Here is a 19,628-nt window from a genome sequence, read left to right as displayed (position 1 = left end):
CGGATGCAGCATCTGCTCGACACGCAGACCCTCGGGTACGACGACGCGCTCCGCATCCTCGACGTGGCCGAGGACATGTCCGACACCCAGCGCCGCGAGGTGCGGAAGCTCCCGACCCTCCGCGGCAAGACGGTCGTGAACCTCTTCTTCGAAGACTCCACGCGCACGCGGATCTCGTTCGAGGCCGCGGCCAAGCGGCTCTCGGCCGACGTCATCAACTTCTCCGCCAAGGGCTCCAGCGTCTCCAAGGGCGAGTCGCTCCAGGACACCGCCCAGACGCTGCAGGCGATGGGCGCGGATGCGGTGGTCATCCGACACGGCGCCTCCGGGGCTCCCCGCACCCTGGCCACGAGCGGCTGGATCAGCGCGGGTGTGATCAACGCCGGCGACGGCACCCACGAGCACCCGACCCAGGCGCTGCTGGACGCCTTCACGATCCGCAAGCGCACGCACGGCGACGCCAGCCGCGGCCGCGACCTCGCAGGGCTCCGCGTCACGATCGTCGGCGATGTCCTGCACTCCCGCGTGGCCCGGTCCAACGTGTGGCTGCTGACCACGCTCGGTGCGGAGGTGACCCTCGTCGCCCCGCCCACCCTCGTGCCGCAGGACATGTCGCGCTGGCCCGTGCGCGTGCTGTTCGATCTGGACGAGGCGATCGCGCAGGCTCCCGACGCGCTGATGATGCTGCGCATCCAGCTGGAGCGGATGAATGCCGCGTATTTCCCCACTGAGCGGGAGTATTCCCGCCGGTGGGGACTGGATGCGCGGCGGCTGGCGTCGCTGCCGCCCGGTAGCATTGTCATGCACCCCGGACCCATGAACCGGGGTCTGGAGATCTCCGCCGAAGCCGCCGATTCCGATCGCTCGACGGTGCTCGAGCAGGTCGCGAACGGCGTGTCCGTGCGGATGGCCGTGCTGTACCTGCTGCTGGCAGGCGAGCGCGCCGCAAGCGAACGAGAGGACGACCGATGACAGACACCTTCGTCCTCACCGGCGCCGCCATCGACGGGGGCGCGACCGCCGACCTCGTCATCGCCGACGGCGTGATCACCGAGGTCGGCACCGGCCTGACCCGCGCCGGCGCGACGGTGATCGACGCGGACGGGCTCATCGCCCTCCCCGGGCTCGTCGATCTGCACAGCCATCTGCGCGAACCCGGGTACGAGGCATCCGAGACGATCCTCACCGGGTCGCGCGCCGCCGCGGCGGGCGGTTTCACGACGGTCTTCGCGATGCCGAACACCTCGCCCGTGGCCGACACGGCCGGAGTCGTGGAGCAGGAACTGGCGCTCGGTGAGGCCGCCGGCTACGTGTCGGTGCAGCCGATCGGCGCGGTCACCGTCGGGCAGAAGGGCGAACGCCTGGCCGAACTGGGCGCCATGGCCGATTCCCGCGCCCGCGTGCGCGTCTTCAGCGACGACGGATTCTGCGTGTGGGACCCGCTGATCATGCGCCGAGCACTGGAGTACGTGAAGGCCTTCGACGGCGTCGTCGCCCAGCACGCGCAGGATCCGCGCCTGACCGAGGGCGCGCAGATGAACGAGGGCGCCGTCTCCGCGGAATTGGGCCTGGCCGGGTGGCCGGCCGTCGCCGAGGAGTCGATCATCGCCCGCGACGTCCTCCTCGCCGAGCACGTCGGGTCGCGCCTGCACGTGTGCCACCTCTCCACCGCCGGATCGGTCGACATCATCCGCTGGGCCAAGAAGCGCGGCGTCGACGTGACCGCCGAGGTCACCCCGCACCACCTCCTCCTCACGGACGAGCTCGTGCGCGGTTACGACCCGCGCTTCAAGGTCAACCCGCCACTGCGGCGCGAGGAGGACGTGATGGCCGTCCGCGCGGGCCTGGCCGACGGCACGATCGACATCGTCGCCACCGACCACGCCCCGCATCCGGCCGAGGCCAAGGCGTGCGAATGGCCGGCCGCGGCCAACGGCATGGTGGGCCTGGAGAGCGCCCTGCGCGTCGTGCAACTCGCGATGGTCGACACCGGCCTGCTCACGTGGGCGGATGTCGCGCGGGTGATGTCGCGCGTGCCGGCCCGCATCGGACGACGTGCCGATGCCGGAACGCCGCTGGCGGCGGGGCAGCCGGCCTCTCTGACGCTGTACGACCCGCGCCCGCACCGCACCTTCGGCCGCGACGACCTGCATGGGCGCAGTACCAACTCGCCGTACCTGGGACGCGAACTCCCCGGGGAGGTGCGCTGGACGTTCTTCGCCGGCACTCCCACGGTCGGCGACGGCCGCGTTCTGGATACGCCGGGGGTGCACTCGTGAGCCGTGAAGGCGCGCTGACGATCATGATCGGCGTGGCCGTCCTCGCCCTCGCGCTGCTGGTGTGGGCGTGGATGCGGCGTACGCGCCGTGACGCCGGGTTGGCGGCGCCGATCGGCGAGGCGCCCGGCGGCGCGGCGGTGCTCGGGACCTTCCCCGGACTGTACGTCGCCACCACGCGCGCCGGCCAGCCGCTGGAGCGCCTCGCGATCCGCGGGCTCGGCTTCCGGTCGCGCGCCGACATCACGGTGACCGACGCGGGCGTCATCCTCGATCTCCCAGGCCAGCCCCGGATGTTCCTTCCCACCGACCGCATCGTCGACGCCGCGCAGGCCACCGTCGCCATCGACCGCGTCGTCGAGCGCGACGGGCTGGCGCGCGTGTCGTGGCAGATCGACGACGACACCATCGTGGACACCTATCTCCGGCCTCAGGATGCGTCCGCACGCACCCTCACCGACACCATCCGCTCCCTTCTGCCGACAGGAAACGCATGACCTCCCGTCTTTCTCTCGACCCCGCCGTCCTAGTCCTCGAGGACGGCACCCGCTACCCCGGGCGCGCGTACGGCGCCCGCGGCACGACGCTCGGCGAAGTCGTCTTCGCCACCGGCATGACCGGCTACCAGGAGACCCTCACCGACCCCTCCTACGCCGGGCAGATCGTGCTGCAGACCGCCCCACACATCGGCAACACCGGCATGAATGCCGAAGACACCGAGTCGCGCCGCATCTGGGTCTCGGGGTACATCGTGCGCGACCCTTCCCGCGTCGTGTCGAACTGGCGCGCGGAGGAGTCCCTCGATGACGCGCTCGTCTCCGACGGGGTCGTGGGGATCAGCGACATCGACACCCGCGCGGTGACCCGTCGCATCCGATCGACCGGCAGTATGCGCGGCGGCATCTTCTCCGGAGACGCGGCAGCCATCGACCCGGCCGAGCAGGTGCGCATCGTGCAGGACGCGCCCGAGATGTCCGGCCGCAACCTCTCCAGCGAGGTGTCGGTCCCTGCAGCACAGGTGACGCCGGCGGTGGGGGAGCGGATCGGCAACCTCGCCGTGCTCGACCTGGGTGTCAAGCAGTCCACGATCGATAACCTCGCCGCGCGCGGGTTCGATGTGCACGTGCTCCCGCAGGACGTCACGATCGCGGAGGTGCGCGCGCTAGAACCGGTCGCGGTGTTCTACTCCAACGGACCGGGCGACCCGGCCGCCTCCGACGACCACGTCGAGCTGCTGCGAGCGGTGCTGGATGACCGGGTGCCCTTCTTCGGCATCTGCTTCGGCAACCAGCTCCTCGGGCGCGCCCTCGGGTTCGGCACCTACAAGCTGCCCTTCGGCCACCGCGGCATCAACCAGCCGGTGCTGGACAAGAGCACCGGGCGCGTGGAGATCACCGCGCACAACCACGGCTTCGCCGTCGATGCGCCGCTGGACGGCCCCACCGACAGCCCGAGCGGCTACGGGCGGGTCGAGGTGAGCCACGTCGGCCTCAACGACCAGGTCGTCGAGGGGCTGCGAGCACTGGACATCCCGGCGTTCTCCGTGCAGTACCACCCCGAAGCGGCCGCCGGCCCCCACGACGCCAACTACCTCTTCGACCGCTTCGCCGAGATGGTCCGCGACGACCTGAGCAAGAAAGCAACCAATGCCTAAGCGCGACGACATCCGCTCCGTCCTGGTCATCGGCTCCGGCCCGATCGTCATCGGTCAGGCCGCCGAATTCGACTACTCCGGCACCCAGGCGTGCCGGGTCCTCCGCGAAGAGGGCGTGCGAGTCATCCTGGTCAACCCGAACCCGGCGACGATCATGACCGACCCCGACTTCGCCGACGCGACCTACATCGAGCCCATCACGTGGGAGGTCATCGAGACGATCGTGGCCAAGGAGCGCCCCGACGCGATCCTGCCGACCCTGGGCGGGCAGACGGCGCTCAATGCCGCCATCCAGCTCCACAACCACGGCATCCTCGAGAAGTACGACGTCGAGCTGATCGGGGCGAATTTCGAGGCGATCAACAAGGGCGAGGATCGTCAGATCTTCAAGCAGCTCGTCATCGACGCCGGGGCGGATGTCGCGGCCTCCCGGATCGCGCACACGATGGACGAGGTGCTCGCTGCCGCCGACGAACTGGGCTACCCGCTCGTCGTGCGCCCCTCCTTCACGATGGGCGGACTCGGCTCCGGCTTCGCCTATGACGAGAAGGACCTCCGCCGCATCGCCGGCGCGGGCCTTCATGACTCGCCCACGCACGAGGTGCTCCTCGAGGAGTCGATCCTCGGGTGGAAGGAGTACGAGCTCGAGCTCATGCGCGACACGGCCGACAACACCGTCGTGGTGTGCTCGATCGAGAACGTCGACCCGGTCGGCGTCCACACGGGCGACTCGATCACCGTCGCCCCCGCCCTGACCCTCACCGACCGCGAGTACCAGAAGCTCCGCGACATCGGCATCGACATCATCCGCGCGGTGGGCGTGGACACCGGCGGGTGCAACATCCAGTTCGCCGTCGACCCCGCCAGCGGCCGCATCATCGTCATCGAGATGAACCCGCGGGTCTCGCGCTCCTCGGCGCTGGCCTCCAAGGCCACGGGCTTCCCGATCGCGAAGATCGCCGCGAAGCTCGCGATCGGCTACCGGCTGGATGAGATCCCCAACGACATCACGAAGGTGACGCCGGCAAGCTTCGAGCCGACGCTGGACTACGTCGTCGTGAAGGTGCCGAGGTTCAACTTCGAGAAGTTCCCCGCCGCCGACACGACCCTCACGACGACCATGAAGTCCGTCGGCGAGGCCATGGCGATCGGACGCAACTACACCACCGCGCTGCAGAAGGCGCTGCGCTCCCTCGAGAAGCGCGGATCGAGCTTCCACTGGGGCGACGAGGAGCGCTCGATGGAGGAGCTCCTCGAGGTCGCGAAGACCCCCACCGACGGCCGCATCGTCGTGCTGCAGCAGGCCCTGCGCAAGGGCGCGACGATCGAGCAGGCCTTCGAGGCCACCGCGATCGACCCCTGGTTCCTCGATCAGATCGTGCTGATCAACGAGGTCGCCGAGACGGTGCGCACGGCGGACGAACTGGATGCCGACACCCTGCGCCTGGCGAAGGAGCACGGCTTCAGCGACGTGCAGATCGCGCAGCTGCGCGGCGACACCGAGACCGAGGTCCGGGGCGTCCGCACGGCGCTGGGCGTCCGCCCGGTCTACAAGACCGTCGACACGTGCGCCGGCGAATTCCCCGCCCTCACGCCCTACCACTACTCCAGCTACGACGTGGAGACGGAGGTCGCCCCGTCGGAGCGCACCAAGGTCGTCATCATCGGCTCCGGCCCGAACCGCATCGGTCAGGGCGTCGAGTTCGACTACTCGTGCGTGCACGCGTCGTTCGCGCTGTCGGACGCCGGGTACGAGACCATCATGGTCAACTGCAACCCGGAGACCGTCTCCACCGACTACGACACGTCCGATCGCCTGTACTTCGAGCCGCTCACCCTGGAGGACGTGCTCGAGGTACTCCACGCCGAATCCGCCTCGGGCGAGATCCTCGGCGTCATCTGCCAGCTCGGCGGACAGACGCCGCTGGGCCTGGCCCGCGGGATCGAGGCCGCCGGCTACCGCATCCTCGGCACGAGCCCGGCCGCGATCGACCTCGCCGAGGAACGCGAGCAGTTCTCGCGCGTCCTGGACGAGGCGGGCCTCGTCGCCCCCCGCAGCGGCACGGCCGTGGACGTGGACGGCGCCGTCATCATCGCCGAAGAGGTCGGCTATCCCGTGCTGGTGCGCCCGAGCTTCGTGCTCGGCGGGCGCGGCATGGAGATCGTGTACGACTCGGCGAGCCTCCGCGACTACTTCGTCCGGATCGCCGACCAGGCCATCATCGGCCCCGGCATGCCGCTGCTGGTCGACCGCTTCCTCGACGACGCCATCGAGCTGGACGTGGACGCGCTGTACGACGGGTCGGAGCTGTACATCGGCGGCGTCATGGAGCACCTCGAGGAGGCCGGCATCCACTCCGGCGACTCCAGCTGCACCCTCCCGCCGATCTCCCTCGGCCGCGCCGACATCGACCGGGTGCGCGTCGCGACGCTCGCGATCGCCGAGGGCGTGGGGGTGCGCGGCCTCCTGAACGTGCAGTTCGCGATCTCGGCCGGGGTGCTCTACGTCATCGAGGCCAACCCGCGCGCGAGCCGCACCGTGCCGTTCGTGTCGAAGGCCCTCGGCATCCCGCTCGCGAAGGCGGCGAGCCGCATCATGGCCGGGTCCACGATCGCCGAGCTCAAGGCCGAGGGGATGCTGCCGCCCCGTGACGGCTCGCGGGTGCCGCTGGACGCCCCGGTCGCCGTGAAGGAGGCGGTGCTGCCGTTCAAGCGGTTCCGCACGAAGGACGGGCAGATCGTCGACTCCGTGCTCGGCCCCGAGATGCGCTCCACGGGAGAGGTCATGGGTATCGACCGCGACTTCCCGACCGCCTTCGCCAAGAGCCAGGAGGCCGCGTACGGCGGCATGCCGCTGGAGGGCACGGTGTTCATCTCCGTCGCCGACGCCGACAAGCGCGCGGTCATCCTGCCCGCCCACCGCCTGCAGGAACTCGGTTTCTCGCTGGTGGCCACCGAGGGCACAGCCGAGATCCTCGCCCGCAACGGCATCACCGTCACCGTCGTCAACAAGTACTCCGCGACGCAGGCCTCGGGTGAGACGAACATCGTCGACCTCATCAACGCCGGCGAGATCGACATGATCGTGAACACCCCGAGCGGGGGCCTCGCCCGCGCCGACGGATACGAGATCCGCGCCGCGGCCGTCGCCGCCGACAAGGCGTTGTTCACGACGATGGCCGTGCTGGGAGCCGCCGTCAGCGCCCTCGGGGTTCTGCGCGAAGGCTTCCGCGTGCGGAGCCTCCAGGAGTACGCCGCGGATCGGGCAGAACGCTCGTGAGCGCGAGCTTCGGTTCGCGCCTGCGCGCGGCGCGCGACACCTATGGCCCGCTGTGCGTGGGGATCGACCCGCACGAGCACCTGCTGGACGGGTGGGGGATGGATGCCACGGCGGCCGCGGCACGCGAGTTCGGGCTGCGCGTCGTGGACGCGGCGGCGGGACGGGTCGGCATCGTCAAGCCGCAGGTGGCCTTCTTCGAGCGCTACGGCTCGGCGGGGTTCGCGGCCCTGGAGGACGTCCTCCGGGCGGCCCGTGACGCCGGGCTCATCGTCATCGCCGACGCCAAACGCGGCGACATCGGCTCCACCATGGACGGCTACGCCGCCGCGTGGCTCACGGCGGGAGCGCCGCTGGAGGCCGATGCGCTGACCGTCAGCCCCTACGTCGGCGTCGAGGCCCTCACCGGCACGCTCCGCCAGGCCGTCGCTGCGGGCAAGGGCGTCTTCGTCCTGGCCGCCACCAGCAACCCCGAAGCGCGCGAACTGCAGCGGGCTGACGTCGACGACGACACCGTCTCGGCGCTCGTGGTCGACCAGGTGACCGCGTTCAACGCCGCGACGACGCCCGAGGGGGAGTGGGGAAGCATCGGCGTCGTCATCGGCGCGACCGTCGACCTCGTCGCCGCGGGCCTGGGCCTGGGGACCGAACATCCCGTCGCGCCGATCCTGGCGCCCGGGTTCGGCGCGCAGGGTGCTCGTCCGCAAGACCTCCCGAGCCTGTTCGGACCGCGTTCTGCGGCGGTGCTGGCCAGCGAGAGCCGCAGCATCCTCTCGGCGGGCCCCGCCGGCCTCGCGGAGCGCATCGACGAACGGTCGGCGCTCTACCGGGAGGCGATCGATGTCTGACGCCCGCCGTCCACCCGAGGTCGACCGCGCCGCAGCCTCCCGGCGCGCGGTGGCGGCGCGGCGCGAGCGCGCGGCGCTGAAAAGGGATGTCACCACCCGGGTGATCACGCCGCAGGAGCTGCTGCGCCGGGCCCTCGCCGAACCGGACTCCGCTGCCGGTGCGATGCGCGTACCGGAGTTCCTCACCGCCATCCCGGCGATCGGGGAGGGGAAGCGCGACCGCATCCTCACCGACCTGGCGATCTCGCCGGTCAAGCGCCTGGGCGGGCTCGGGGCCCGTCAGCGGCGCGCGCTGCAGGAGTTCCTGGACACCCGGTGGCCCGAGCCGAAGCCCCGCCCGGGCCGGAGCCGCCTCATCGTGCTGGCCGGTCCCACCGCCGTGGGCAAGGGCACGGTCGCCGCGCACATCAAGGAGCACCACCCCGACATCCATCTGTCGGTGTCGGCGACGACGCGCCCGCCGCGACCGGGCGAGGTCGACGGTGAGCACTACTACTTCGTCGACGACGCCGAGTTCGACCGGCTGGTGGAGACCGGCGCGCTGCTGGAGCACGCGACGGTGCACAACCGGTACCGCTACGGAACGCCGCGCGAGCCGATCGAGAAGGTGCTCGCCGACGGCGGCACGGCACTCCTGGAGATCGATCTGCAGGGGGCGCGGCAGGTGCGCGCCGCCGACCCGTCGGCGCTGCTGGTGTTCCTCCTGCCTCCGAGCTGGGACGAGCTGGTGAACCGCCTGGTCGGACGCGGCACGGAGGACGCCGAGGAACGTGCGCGGCGTCTGCGGACGGCCCGCACCGAGCTCGCTGCCCAGAACGAGTTCGACTACCACGTGGTCAACGACGACGTCGCCTCCGCGGCGGAGCAGGTCGTCGCCGTCGCGCGCTGAGCCCCCGCGCGGCCGAGGCGTCGCCACCTTGGCCGCGCCGTGATGATCACCTCGGCGAAGGTCGCAGCCACCTGCCGCGGCTCAGCCACTCCAGCGGGCCGATCGGGCTCCTGCTCTGCAGCAGGGCTGCCACGGTGAACATCACCGCGAGGATCGCAGCCGAGACGACGATCGCGCCGTGCACGTCGAGATCTCCGAACGGGCGGATCAACACCAGCAGGAGCACGTGCAGGACGTACATCGTCAGCGACATCCGCCCGAGCATACTGAGCGGCGCCAGCAGCCTCTGCCCGCGCTCACGGACCAGGAGCAGAGCACCGGTCAGCAGGATCGCGCTGCCGACGGCGCTGATGATCCACAGGGGCATCTGGCCGTGGGCGGCTGCGGTCAGAAGGAGCCCCCAGCCTTCGTGGCAGTCGCCCGCCAGCGCATCGACGGCCAGCGGAAGGATCGTGGCCACCGCGCCTGCGGTGACCATGCGCTCAGGCACGCGGTGGTCCGACAGGTTCAACCGCCCCACGATCATTCCGACCACGAACGGCACCAGCCAGATCACGAGCGGGTAGGGGCCGCTCAAGAGGACGGCGTGCAACGGATTGTCCTTCGCGACGAATTGACGCAACGTAGCCGCTCCTGAGATGCGCTCGCTGAGGAGCAGCGTCGGGCCGCTGATTGCGAGCACCGATGCGAACACGATGAGCACTCGGGTGGAGAGCCCGCGCAGGAGGAGGGCGACCACGAACGCGGCAGCGTAGACGGGCAGGATGATGTTGATGTCGTGAGGCAGGGGCAGCAGCGCGGCACCCAGGACCAGCAGGACCGCCACGCGCCACAGCACGATCCGCGTCTGGATCCCGCGCTGCAGCGCCAGGGTCATGCCGATTCCCGCCACCACGACGAACAGCACGGAAGCACGGCCCGCCGGCAGCATGTACAGCTCGTACAGCAGAACGTCGCTGGGGGTCGGATGGACATTCACCAGAAGCATCCCGATCACCGCGAGCCCTCGGACCGCGTCGATCGCCGACATCCTCGTTCGATGCCCCTGCCGGTGCCACCGCTCTTGGACGTCCATTTCGAGATGCACGGCCACAGTGAAAGCGGCGACCCTGCGTGTCGACCTTGCGCGATCTGTGAAACGGGTGCGTCTCGCGCTTCTACCGGGGAATTCGCAGGCGGGCCCGTCTCAGGGCGGTTATCTTCCGTCGATGGCCTCCTCACGCGCACCGGTTCTCGCGGTGCTTTCGATCCTCGCCCTGGCGCTGTCGGGCTGCACCGCCGCCGCGCCGCAGTCCACCCCGACGCCGATGACCACCGCGCCACCAGAACCCACGCCGACGACGCCCTCGGCGGCGCCCGCGCTGGGCGCGGGCGGCGTGAGCGCCGGGCATCCCCTGTCGGCTGAGGCCGGACGCGACGTCCTCGCGGCGGGTGGGACGGCGCTGGACGCGGCCGTTGCGGCCGCTTTCGCCGACGCGGTCGTCCAGCCCTTCGCGTCGGGCATCGGCGGCGGCGGCAACGCGGTCGTCGTCGATGGGGATCAGGTGGTCAACGTCGACTTCCGCGAGACTCTGCGCATGTCGGGGCGGATGCCCTCGAGCCTCACGGGGATCCCCGGATTCGTCGCAGGCATGGCAGACCTGCACGCGAACGGGGGCGTGCTGCCGTGGGCGGACGTCCTCGAACCCGCCGTTCGGCTCGCCGAGGAGGGCGCCGTGGTGACCGCGTACGTGGCGTCCTACCTCGCGAAGGCGCCGACCGCCGACCTTCGCGTGCGCGAGGGAGACGTGCTGGTCCAGCCGGAGCTCGCCGCGACGCTGCGCACGCTGCAGTCCGAAGGCCCCGCCGCCTTCTACACGGGTTCGCTCGTCCCGGCTCTCACCGGGGTCGACGGGATCGACGCCGAATCCCTCGCCGCGTATCGCGTTCAGCGCACCGACCCTCCGCGCGGCCCGTTCGCCGGGTACGAGGTCGTCTCCGCGTCGCCCGCGCTGGCGGGCGCCGCGCTCATCCAGCAGCTGCAGATCGCCGAAGCGCGGGGGATCGGCGACGTCCCGGCCGGATCCGCGGCGTTCGCCGATGCGCAGACGCGGGCCTGGCGGGTCGCGGAACAGTCCGTGCGCGCCTTCAGCGACCCGGCGTTCGGTCCGGTTCCCACCGACCACCTGACCGATCCCGCGGCGAACGCCGCTCTGGCCGCCGCACCCGCCGCCGCGTCGGCCATCGCGTCGGGTCCGGATACGACGGGCAACACCACGCACATCTCCGTGGTCGACCCCGATGGCCGCGCGGTCTCCATGACCAACACGATCATGGACTTCTGGGGCTCGGGCACCCGGGTCGGCGGATTCTTCCTCAACAATCAGCTGATCCGATTCGGGCAGACGCCCGATCCGGCTCGCGCGGGCGCACGCCCGGTGAGCTGGTCGACTCCGACGATCCTGTTGGACGGCGAAGGGCGCGTGGCCCTCGTCGTCGGCTCGCCCGGGGGACGGCAGATCCTCAACGCGGTCGCCCAGGTCACGACGCTGTGGGCGCTGCACAGGCTCCCCCTCGACCAGGCGGTGCAGAGCGCGCGATTCCACGGCGAACCGGACGGCTCCATCACGACGGAGGACGCCGCGCTCGCCGCGGACCTGCGGGCGCTGGGTTACTCAGCGACCTCGGTCGGGCGACACGCGCGGTTCGGGTCGGTTCAGGCGCTCGCCGTCGACTGGAACACCCGTACCGTGCATGGTCACGCCGACGACCGTCGCACCGCGGGATTCGCCCTCCTCGAACAGGGCGGATGACACGCCGGCTCCCAACCGGGCACGGTACACTGGGGGGACGCTTCGGCGCCGATCGCGCCGCTTCACTGCGCGACGACCGTCGCTTAATCAGGAGGTTTCGCCATGGCCGGAACGAACCAGGGCATCATCGATCCCCCCATCGACAGCCTGCTCGAGAAGGTGGACTCCAAGTACCAGCTCGTCATCTACGCATCCAAGCGGGCGCGTCAGATCAACGACTACTACTCGGACCTGCACGAGGGCAACCTGTTCGACAACGTCGGCCCCCTCGTGGACTCGACCGTCGAGGACAAGCCCCTCACCATCGCGCTGCACGAGATCCACGAAGACAAGCTGCGCCTGCGTCACGTCGAGTGACCTCGCGCGGGGCATGAGTCGCCCCGGACGGGCGTTTCGCCACGCTGACGTTCGCTCAGCCGGTGTCCGCCCTCCGGGGCATACTCGTGTCCGTTCCACTCACCCGAATCAGCTTCTGCCCCCGAGGGAGCATGCATGACCGAGCTTCGGCTGTTCACGTCCGAGTCCGTCACCGAGGGGCACCCCGACAAGATCTGCGACCAGATCTCCGACAGCATCCTCGACGCCATCCTCACCGAAGACCCGACGGGCCGCGTCGCGGTGGAGACGCTCGTGACCACGGGTCTCGTGCACGTGGCGGGGGAGGTCTCCACCCGGGCGTACGTCGAGATCCCCGCGATCGTGCGGGACGTCGTCAACCGCATCGGCTACACCTCGAGCGACACCGGCTTCGACGGGGAGTCGTGCGGGGTCAGCGTATCGATCGGCGCGCAGTCCTCCGACATCGCCGCGGGCGTCAATCGCGCCTTCGAGCAGCGCGAGCGCGGGTCGATCGACCCGCGGGACGAGCAGGGCGCGGGCGACCAGGGCATCATGTTCGGCTTCGCCACCACCGAGACCCCTGAGCTCATGCCGATGGCCAGCTGGACGGCGCACCGCATGGCCGAGCGCCTGGCGGCAGTCCGGCGCGACGGGCGGCTGCCGTTCCTCCGCCCCGACGGGAAGACGCAGATCACCCTCGGCTACGACGGTCAGACGCCGCGCACCGTGGAGTCGGTCGTGCTCTCCACCCAGCACCACCCCGACATCTCCCAGGAAGACCTGCGCGAGCGCGTGCGGGCGGAGGTCATCGACCCCGTGCTGGCCGACACGGGCTTGGACCTGCCGGATGTGAAGTACTACATCAACCCGGCCGGCCCCTTCGTCGTGGGCGGGCCGAAGGGCGACGCCGGGCTCACCGGCCGCAAGATCATCATCGACACGTACGGGGGAGCGGCCCGCCACGGCGGGGGAGCGTTCAGCGGCAAGGATCCCTCCAAGGTCGACCGCTCCGCCGCGTACGCGATGCGCTGGGTCGCCAAGAACGCCGTCGCGGCGGGCCTGGCCGACCGTCTCGAGGTGCAGGTGGCCTACGCCATCGGCAAGGCGAGCCCGGTGGGGTTGTACGTCGAGAGCTTCGGCACGGGCCGCATCGACGACGAGGCGATCACACGAGCGATCCTGGATGTCTTCGATCTCCGCCCCAAGGCGATCATCGACTCCCTCGACCTGCTCCGCCCCATCTACGCGCAGACGGCCGCGTACGGGCACTTCGGCCGCGAGCTCCCCGACTTCACGTGGGAGCGCACCGACCGCGTCGACGAGCTGCGTGCCGCCGCCGGGATGTGACGTGACCGCGCTCGGCGGGCCGGCCGGATGACCACCCGGCGCGTGGCGCGCGTGCTGCTGGATTCGCCGCTGCCGCAGCTGGACCGCCTGTTCGACTACGCGATCCCCGGCGACGCGGACGTTGCCCCCGGCGTCCGCGTCCGCGTGCCGCTGCGCTCGGCCGGGCGGATCATCGACGGCTACGTCGTGGAGATCGACGACGAGGACGACGGCGACCGGCCGCTGTCGGAGATCGACGCGGTGGTCTCCCCGGTCCGCGTACTGCCCGCCCCGCTCTACGCTCTCGCGCGACGCGTGGCCGACCGCGCGGCGGGGTCCGCCGCCGACATCCTCCGCCTCACGATCCCCAAACGCATGGTGCGGGCGGAGAAGGCGTGGCTGGCCGCCGACGCCCCGGTCGCCGCCGCACCGGACGCGGACGCCCTCGCCCGCGCCGACCTCGCCCTCGGCGAGTATCCCGGCCTGGTCGCCGGCATCGCCGCGGGCGAACGCATGGCCGTGGATGCACCGCCACGACCTTCTCGCACCATCGCGGCCGGTGCGTGGGCGGTGCTCCTGGCCGCCGCCGCCGCCCGCACCCTGTCGGAGGGCCGGAGCGCCATCCTCGTCGTGCCCGACTACCGCGACCAGGCCGAGCTCGAACGGGCACTGGCGGCCTTCGTCTCCGCCGAGGCGGTCGTCCGCGACGATGCCGACCAGTCGGGCCCGGCGCGGTACGCGCAGTTCCTGCGCATGCTCGACGATGCACCGTGCATCGTGATCGGGCGCCGCTCGGCGGTGTACGCGCCGGTTCGCGCAGGACTCGTCGCCGTGTGGGACGACGGCGACCCGCTGCTGTCGGAACCGCTCAGCCCCGGTGTGCACGCCCGCGACGCGGCCCTCGTGCGGCAGGAGCTGGAAGGCTCCGCCCTGCTGCTGGCCGGGCACACGCGCACCACCGACGTGCAGCGTCTGGTGGAGGTGCGCTGGGTGCGGGAGATCACCGCGAGCCGGCGCGCGTCGCCCCGCGTCGTCCTCAGCGCGATGCGCGAGGGCGAACGAGGATCCCGCGTTCCCTCTGCGGCGTTCCAGGCGGCCCGGGATGCGGTCGCGCACGGGCCGGTGCTCATCCAGGTCTCCCGCCCCGGGTACGCCCCGTCGCTGGTGTGCGGGGAGTGCCGCCGCCCCGCCCGCTGTGCGTTCTGCGCCGGGCCGCTGCGCGCTGCGCGCCCCGGGGCCACGCCCACCTGCGCGTGGTGCGGACGCAGTGCCCACGGGTGGGTGTGCCCGCACTGCGAGGCGAAGACCGTACGGATGGCCTCCTCGGGCAGCGAGCGCACGGCCGACGAGCTGGGCCGAGCCTTCCCGGGGGTGCGGGTGATCATCTCCGACGGTGCGCATCCCGTCGCCGAGGTCGACGGGATGCCCGCGCTGGTCGTGGCCACGCGGGGTGCCGAGCCCTTCGCCCCGGGCGGATACGCCGCGGTGGTCCTGCTGGACGGCGAGCGGATGCTGATGTCCGAGGCTCTGCACATCGGCGAGGACTGCCTGCGGTGGTGGTCCAACGCGGCCGCCCAGGCCTCCCCGGGGGCGCCCGTGCACCTGGTGGGGGTGACCGGCCCGGTCGCCCGGGCACTGGCGACGTGGACTCAGCCCTCCTACGCGCGGGGGGAGCTGGCAGAGCGGGCGCCGCTGCACATGCCTCCCGCGTCCCGGCTGGCCTCGGTGGAGGGTCCGCCGAAGGCCGTCGACACCGCGCTCGACCGGCTCCGCGCCGACGTCCCCGATCTCGTTGCCGACGCGATCCTCGGCCCCGTCATCCGCACCGCCGACGCCGACGCGCCCGCCGCCCGCGCTCTCGTGCGGTTCGACTACGCGGCGGGGCGCGCCGTGGCCGAGAGCCTGCGGGCGAGCGTCATCGCCGATGCCGTCCAGGCGCGTGCCCGTGCGCGCGGCAAGGGCACACGTGCCCGCAATACACTCAGAGTCCGGTTCGACATCCCCGAACCGGACCTGTGAGGAGAACCATGCGCCTCGTCTTCGCCGGCACGCCTGCGGCGGCCGTCCCTTCCCTGCGCGCCCTCGCGGCCGGGCCGCACGACATCGTGGCGGTGCTCACGCGGACGGACGCACCGCTCGGCCGTAAACGTGTCCTCACGCCATCGCCGGTGGCTCAGACCGCCGTCGAGCTGAGCCTCCCCGTCGTGAAGGCCGACCGTCTCGACGACGAGGTCACCCGCACGGTGACCGAGCTCGCCCCTGATCTCGGCGTGATCGTGGCGTACGGCGCGCTCGTGCGCGAACCGCTGCTCTCCGCGCCCGCGCACGGCTGGATCAACCTGCATTTCTCCCTCCTGCCGCGCTGGCGAGGTGCCGCTCCCGTGCAGCGTGCGCTGCTCGCCGGTGACGACACACTGGGTGCCAGCGTGTTCCAACTCGTCCCGGAGCTGGACGCGGGTCCCGTGTTCGCGGAGGAGCCCTTCCCCGCGGCGGAGGCGACCGCCGGCGAGGCGCTCGATGCCCTCGCCTCCTCCGGCGCGAACCTCCTCGCCCGCGTCGTGGACGACATCGCCGCGGGACGCGCGACCGCCGTGCCGCAGGCGGGGGAGCCGACCTTCGCCCCCAAGCTCACCCTCGCCGACGGCGTCATCGATTGGACCGCGGACGCGGCCGCGGTGCTCGCCCGCATCCGTGGAGCCACCCCTGAGCCGGGTGCGCACACGACCGTGGACGGTGCGCGGGTGAAGGTCGCGCGGGCATCCTCACCGCCCGCCGACGTGCCGCCCCTCCCGGCCGGTGACATCGCGCTGGTGGACCGGCGGGTGCTGGTGGGAACCGGCACCGACCCGGTCGAACTGATCACCGTCCAGCCCGCCGGACGCGGCGCCATGGCCGCTCCCGACTGGTGGCGCGGGCTGCGCGCAGACCGGCCGAGGGCGGGAGCGTGAGCGTGCAGAAAGCGCGGCAGGTCGCCTACGACGTGCTGCGCGCCGTCGATGAGGCTGACGCGTACGCCAACCTGCTCCTGCCGCACGCGATCCAGCGCGCCGGATTGGACACGAAGGATGCGGCGCTGGCGACCGAGCTGACCTACGGCACGCTCCGGCGCCGCGGGACCTACGACGCCGTCATCGCCCTGGCCGCCGACCGCCCCGCCGACGACATCGATCCTCCGGTGCGCGACGCGCTGCGGCTGGGGGTCCACCAGCTCCTCTCCACGCGAGTGGCCTCCCACGCCGCCGTCAACGAATCCGTGGAGCTCATCCGCCGCGTCGCCGGGCGCGGCCCCGCCGGATTCGGCAACGCGGTCCTCCGCCGCGTGGCCCGCGACACCCCGGGGACCTGGCTCGCGCGGGTGAGCGAGGCCGCGCGCTCCAACGACGAGCGGATCTCGCTGGCCTCGTCGCATCCGGTGTGGATCGTGCGGGCGCTCCGGCGTGCCCTCGCCGCCGAGGGCCGCGCCGACGAGCTCGGCGACCTTCTCCTGGCCGACAACGACGCTCCGCGGGTGACGCTGGCGGCGCTCCCGGGCCTGGCGGACATGCCCCGCGACGCACCGGTCGGCCGCTACTCGCCCTACGCCTATCCGTTGGCCGGAGGCGACCCGGAGGCGACCGTCAGCGCGAGTGGCGGCGCCATCCGCGTCCAGGATGAGGGGTCGCAGCTGGCTGCCCTCGCTCTCAGCCGTGCCACCCCGGTGCAGGCGGGGGAGCGGTGGCTCGATCTGTGCGCGGGGCCGGGGGGTAAGACCGCGCTGCTGGCGGCCGAAGCGCTCGCCACCGGCGCGTCCCTGGAGGCCAACGAGGTCGCACCGGCCCGGGCAGAGCTCGTGCGCCGCGCCGTCGCCGGCATCCCACTGGACGTGCCCGTGTCGGAGGAGGACGGGCGTGTCCGCGCCGCATCCGCGCCCGGCTCCTACGACCGGATCCTCGTGGACGCGCCGTGCACGGGCATCGGCGCCCTCCGGCGTCGTCCGGAGGCGCGGTGGCGGAAGAGCCCCGCCGATGTGCCCGGGCTCGCCGCCCTTCAGCGTGAGCTGGTCCTCGCCGCCGTCACGGGCCTCAAGCCCGGCGGCATCGTCGCGTACGTCACGTGCTCACCGCACCTCGCCGAGACGGCCGGAGTTCTCGCCGACGTCCGCCGCGAGCTCGGCGACACCGTCGAGGAACTCGACGCGCGAGAGGTGCTCCGGGCGATCTCCCGCTCGCCGATCGAGCTGCCGGAGCAGACCGACGGATCGGGTCGCGCGCAGCTATGGCCGCACCGCCACGGCACCGACGCGATGTCGATCGCGCTCCTGCGCAAGACGGCCGGATGAGCGCTGGTCATAATGGAGCCGTGGCCCCTCCCCGCGACTCCGGCGATATCGTCCGGATCAACCCCAGCATCCTCGCCGCCGACTTCGTGAACATGCAGTCGGAGCTGGCGCGCATCTCCGGGGCCGACTTCGTGCACGTGGACGTCATGGACAACCACTTCGTCCCGAACCTCACGTTCGGCCCGCAGATGGTGGGCCGCATCCAGGACACCAGCCCCGTGCCGCTGGACGTGCACCTCATGATCGACGAGCCCGAGCGTTGGGCACCGGCGTACGCGGAGCTCGGGGCAGCGTCCGTGACGTTCCATCTCGAAGCATCCGCCGAGCCGGTCACCCTCGCCCGGCGTCTGCGTGACATCGGGGCGCGCGCCGGCGTCGCGATCAAACCCGACACCCCCGGCGAGGGTCTGCTGGAAGTCCTCGACGAGTTCGACCAGGTCCTCGTCATGACCGTCGAGCCCGGGTTCGGTGGACAGTCCTTCCGCCCGGAGACGATGCCGAAACTCCGCGCGCTCGTCGACGAGGCGCGCCGTCGCGGGTCGTCGGTGTGGTTCCAGGTCGACGGCGGCATCTCCGAATCCACGATCGCCGAGGCCGCCGAGGCCGGAGCGGACACGTTCGTCGCGGGTTCCGCGGTGTTCGGCTCGGGCGACCCGGATGCGGCGATCGCGCACCTGCGCTCCCTCGCACGCCGCCACTATTCGGTGGCCTGACCCGGCGGCCGCCCGAGGTTCGATACCCTGGCTGAGTGAAGACGTTCGACGCCCTGTTCGCCGAGCTGAGTGCGAAGGCGATCGAGCGCCCTGCCGGCTCAGGCACTGTCGCGCAGTTGGACGCCGGAATCCACACCATCGGCAAGAAGGTCGTGGAAGAGGCCGCCGAGGTGTGGATGGCTGCGGAGTACGAGTCCGACGCCGCGACCGCCGAGGAGATCTCCCAGCTGCTGTACCACCTGCAGGTGCTCATGCTCGCGAAGGGGCTCAGCCTCGAGGACGTCTACCGACATCTCTGAGCGACCCACCCGCCCGTTCGCCGCCCCACACGAAAGCCCCGCCATGCTGCGCATCGCCGTGCCGAACAAGGGCTCGCTCGCCGAGACCGCCTCCGAGATGCTCTCCGAGGCCGGATACACCGGCCGGCGAGACCCCAAGGACCTCCACGTGATCGACCCCGCCAACGAGGTCGAGTTCTTCTACCTGCGCCCCCGCGACATCGCCACCTACGTCGGCTCGGGCGCGCTGGATGTCGGCATCACCGGCCGCGACCTGCTGCTGGATGCCCGCATGCCCGGCGCCCGTGAGATCGAGGCACTGGGTTTCGCCGACTCGACGTTCCGCTTCGCCGCGCCGGCCGGGCGCTTCACCGAACTCACCGACCTCGAAGGCGTCCGCGTGGCCACGGCCTACCCGGGCCTCGTCGACGCCTTCCTCGATGAGCGCGGGATCGCCGTGGATCTGGTGCCGCTGGACGGTGCCGTCGAATCCGCCGTGCAGCTGGGCGTGGCCGATGCCGTCGCCGACGTGGTCTCGACGGGCACGACGCTGCGCCAAGCGGGCCTGGAGGTCTTCGGGCCGGCGCTGCTGCAGTCCGAGGCGGTGCTCATCGCCGGGCCGCACGATGTGGACGGCACCGATACCCTTCTCCGGCGCCTGCGCGGTGTGCTCGTGGCCCGCCGCTACGTGCTCATCGACTACGACCTGCCTGCGCGTCTGGTCGATGACGCGGTGGCGGTGGCGCCGGGCATCGAGTCGCCCACGATCTCGCCGCTGCGCGACCCCGAGTGGGTGGCGGTGCGAGTCATGAGCCCGCGCCGCGGCGTCAACCAGGTGATGGACGCGCTGTACGCGATCGGTGCGCGCGCCATCCTGGTGACCGAGATCCACGCGGCACGCCTGTGACGAAGGGGTGG

Annotated in this window: 17 protein-coding genes; 16 read left to right on the top strand and 1 reads right to left on the bottom strand. The window is 71.6% G+C overall.

Annotated features, from left to right (window positions below; genetic code table 11):
• Positions 1 to 3 precede the first annotated feature (3 nt).
• The 7 genes from AC2DFQ_RS03030 to gmk are packed head-to-tail and all read left to right on the top strand — an operon-like array spanning position 4 to position 8,944.
• Positions 4 to 972 (top strand): aspartate carbamoyltransferase catalytic subunit, encoded by a 969-nt coding sequence (locus tag AC2DFQ_RS03030; protein ID WP_484509311.1) that lies wholly within the window; start codon positions 4 to 6, stop codon positions 970 to 972.
• Positions 969 to 2,279 (top strand): dihydroorotase, encoded by a 1,311-nt coding sequence (locus tag AC2DFQ_RS03025; RefSeq protein WP_484532895.1) that lies wholly within the window; start codon positions 969 to 971, stop codon positions 2,277 to 2,279. The genes AC2DFQ_RS03030 and AC2DFQ_RS03025 overlap by 4 nt, the downstream gene beginning before the upstream one ends.
• Positions 2,276 to 2,773, top strand: a complete 498-nt coding sequence (locus AC2DFQ_RS03020; protein WP_484509313.1) for a PH-like domain-containing protein — start codon at positions 2,276 to 2,278, stop codon at positions 2,771 to 2,773. Before AC2DFQ_RS03025 ends, AC2DFQ_RS03020 begins: the two co-directional genes overlap by 4 nt.
• Positions 2,770 to 3,930: a glutamine-hydrolyzing carbamoyl-phosphate synthase small subunit gene (carA, locus tag AC2DFQ_RS03015; protein WP_484532894.1), complete on the top strand. Its 1,161-nt coding sequence runs from the start codon at positions 2,770 to 2,772 to the stop codon at positions 3,928 to 3,930. Before AC2DFQ_RS03020 ends, carA begins: the two co-directional genes overlap by 4 nt.
• A complete protein-coding gene (gene carB, locus AC2DFQ_RS03010; RefSeq protein WP_484532893.1) occupies positions 3,923 to 7,210 on the top strand; it encodes a carbamoyl-phosphate synthase large subunit in 3,288 nt (1,095 codons plus the stop codon). Before carA ends, carB begins: the two co-directional genes overlap by 8 nt.
• Positions 7,207 to 8,055 carry an orotidine-5'-phosphate decarboxylase gene (gene pyrF / locus AC2DFQ_RS03005; protein WP_484532892.1) on the top strand — a complete coding sequence of 283 codons (849 nt, stop codon included), beginning with the start codon at positions 7,207 to 7,209 and terminating at the stop codon, positions 8,053 to 8,055. The genes carB and pyrF overlap by 4 nt, the downstream gene beginning before the upstream one ends.
• On the top strand, positions 8,048 to 8,944 hold the full coding sequence (gmk, locus tag AC2DFQ_RS03000) for a guanylate kinase (RefSeq protein WP_484509317.1): 897 nt from the start codon (positions 8,048 to 8,050) through the stop codon (positions 8,942 to 8,944). The genes pyrF and gmk overlap by 8 nt, the downstream gene beginning before the upstream one ends.
• A gap of 46 nt (positions 8,945 to 8,990) precedes the next feature.
• Here gmk and AC2DFQ_RS02995 read toward each other — a convergent pair whose 3' ends face one another.
• Positions 8,991 to 9,974: a DUF418 domain-containing protein gene (locus tag AC2DFQ_RS02995; RefSeq protein WP_484532891.1), complete on the bottom strand. Its 984-nt coding sequence runs from the start codon at positions 9,972 to 9,974 to the stop codon at positions 8,991 to 8,993.
• Between the two features lie 178 nt (positions 9,975 to 10,152).
• Here AC2DFQ_RS02995 and AC2DFQ_RS02990 point away from each other — a divergent pair, with 178 nt between their 5' ends.
• The 9 genes from AC2DFQ_RS02990 to hisG all read left to right on the top strand — a co-directional run bounded on the left by AC2DFQ_RS02990 (position 10,153) and on the right by hisG (position 19,617).
• Positions 10,153 to 11,736 carry a gamma-glutamyltransferase gene (locus AC2DFQ_RS02990; RefSeq protein ID WP_484532890.1) on the top strand — a complete coding sequence of 528 codons (1,584 nt, stop codon included), beginning with the start codon at positions 10,153 to 10,155 and terminating at the stop codon, positions 11,734 to 11,736.
• 102 nt (positions 11,737 to 11,838) lie between these two features.
• The gene (gene rpoZ / locus AC2DFQ_RS02985) at positions 11,839 to 12,093 is read left to right on the top strand and encodes a DNA-directed RNA polymerase subunit omega (RefSeq protein ID WP_484509320.1); all 255 of its coding nucleotides are present in this window, start codon (positions 11,839 to 11,841) and stop codon (positions 12,091 to 12,093) included.
• Positions 12,094 to 12,228: 135 nt separating this feature from the next.
• Complete coding sequence (gene metK / locus AC2DFQ_RS02980) at positions 12,229 to 13,422, top strand: methionine adenosyltransferase (protein WP_484532889.1); 1,194 nt, start codon at positions 12,229 to 12,231, stop codon at positions 13,420 to 13,422.
• Between the two features lie 27 nt (positions 13,423 to 13,449).
• Complete coding sequence (locus tag AC2DFQ_RS02975; protein ID WP_484532888.1) at positions 13,450 to 15,420, top strand: primosomal protein N' family DNA-binding protein; 1,971 nt, start codon at positions 13,450 to 13,452, stop codon at positions 15,418 to 15,420.
• Positions 15,421 to 15,428: 8 nt separating this feature from the next.
• The gene (fmt, locus tag AC2DFQ_RS02970) at positions 15,429 to 16,349 is read left to right on the top strand and encodes a methionyl-tRNA formyltransferase (RefSeq protein WP_484532887.1); all 921 of its coding nucleotides are present in this window, start codon (positions 15,429 to 15,431) and stop codon (positions 16,347 to 16,349) included.
• 2 nt (positions 16,350 to 16,351) lie between these two features.
• The gene (locus AC2DFQ_RS02965; protein ID WP_484533128.1) at positions 16,352 to 17,719 is read left to right on the top strand and encodes a transcription antitermination factor NusB; all 1,368 of its coding nucleotides are present in this window, start codon (positions 16,352 to 16,354) and stop codon (positions 17,717 to 17,719) included.
• Between the two features lie 20 nt (positions 17,720 to 17,739).
• Positions 17,740 to 18,432: a ribulose-phosphate 3-epimerase gene (gene rpe, locus AC2DFQ_RS02960; RefSeq protein WP_484509324.1), complete on the top strand. Its 693-nt coding sequence runs from the start codon at positions 17,740 to 17,742 to the stop codon at positions 18,430 to 18,432.
• A gap of 35 nt (positions 18,433 to 18,467) precedes the next feature.
• Positions 18,468 to 18,731, top strand: coding sequence for a phosphoribosyl-ATP diphosphatase (locus AC2DFQ_RS02955; protein ID WP_484509325.1), 264 nt, complete (start codon positions 18,468 to 18,470; stop codon positions 18,729 to 18,731).
• 43 nt (positions 18,732 to 18,774) lie between these two features.
• A complete protein-coding gene (gene hisG / locus AC2DFQ_RS02950) occupies positions 18,775 to 19,617 on the top strand; it encodes an ATP phosphoribosyltransferase (protein ID WP_484509326.1) in 843 nt (280 codons plus the stop codon).
• The last annotated feature ends 11 nt before the right edge of the window (positions 19,618 to 19,628 follow it).

This window comes from Microbacterium sp. Z11_20 (assembly GCF_057197605.1).
The sequence above is the reverse complement of the archived record's forward strand: the minus strand, read 5'-3'. Positions and strand labels throughout refer to the sequence as shown.

What these genes read in the sequence shown, in the direction of transcription:
- AC2DFQ_RS03030 (WP_484509311.1), top strand. Translation starts at nt 4, where the DNA reads ATGCAGCATCTGCTCGACACGCAGACCCTCGGGTACGACGACGCGCTC.
- AC2DFQ_RS03025 (WP_484532895.1), top strand. Translation starts at nt 969, where the DNA reads ATGACAGACACCTTCGTCCTCACCGGCGCCGCCATCGACGGGGGCGCG.
- carA (WP_484532894.1), top strand. Translation starts at nt 2,770, where the DNA reads ATGACCTCCCGTCTTTCTCTCGACCCCGCCGTCCTAGTCCTCGAGGAC.
- carB (WP_484532893.1), top strand. Translation starts at nt 3,923, where the DNA reads ATGCCTAAGCGCGACGACATCCGCTCCGTCCTGGTCATCGGCTCCGGC.
- gmk (WP_484509317.1), top strand. Translation starts at nt 8,048, where the DNA reads ATGTCTGACGCCCGCCGTCCACCCGAGGTCGACCGCGCCGCAGCCTCC.
- AC2DFQ_RS02995 (WP_484532891.1), bottom strand. Translation starts at nt 9,974, where the DNA reads ATGTCGGCGATCGACGCGGTCCGAGGGCTCGCGGTGATCGGGATGCTT.
- AC2DFQ_RS02990 (WP_484532890.1), top strand. Translation starts at nt 10,153, where the DNA reads ATGGCCTCCTCACGCGCACCGGTTCTCGCGGTGCTTTCGATCCTCGCC.
- rpoZ (WP_484509320.1), top strand. Translation starts at nt 11,839, where the DNA reads ATGGCCGGAACGAACCAGGGCATCATCGATCCCCCCATCGACAGCCTG.
- metK (WP_484532889.1), top strand. Translation starts at nt 12,229, where the DNA reads ATGACCGAGCTTCGGCTGTTCACGTCCGAGTCCGTCACCGAGGGGCAC.
- AC2DFQ_RS02975 (WP_484532888.1), top strand. Translation starts at nt 13,450, where the DNA reads ATGACCACCCGGCGCGTGGCGCGCGTGCTGCTGGATTCGCCGCTGCCG.
- fmt (WP_484532887.1), top strand. Translation starts at nt 15,429, where the DNA reads ATGCGCCTCGTCTTCGCCGGCACGCCTGCGGCGGCCGTCCCTTCCCTG.
- hisG (WP_484509326.1), top strand. Translation starts at nt 18,775, where the DNA reads ATGCTGCGCATCGCCGTGCCGAACAAGGGCTCGCTCGCCGAGACCGCC.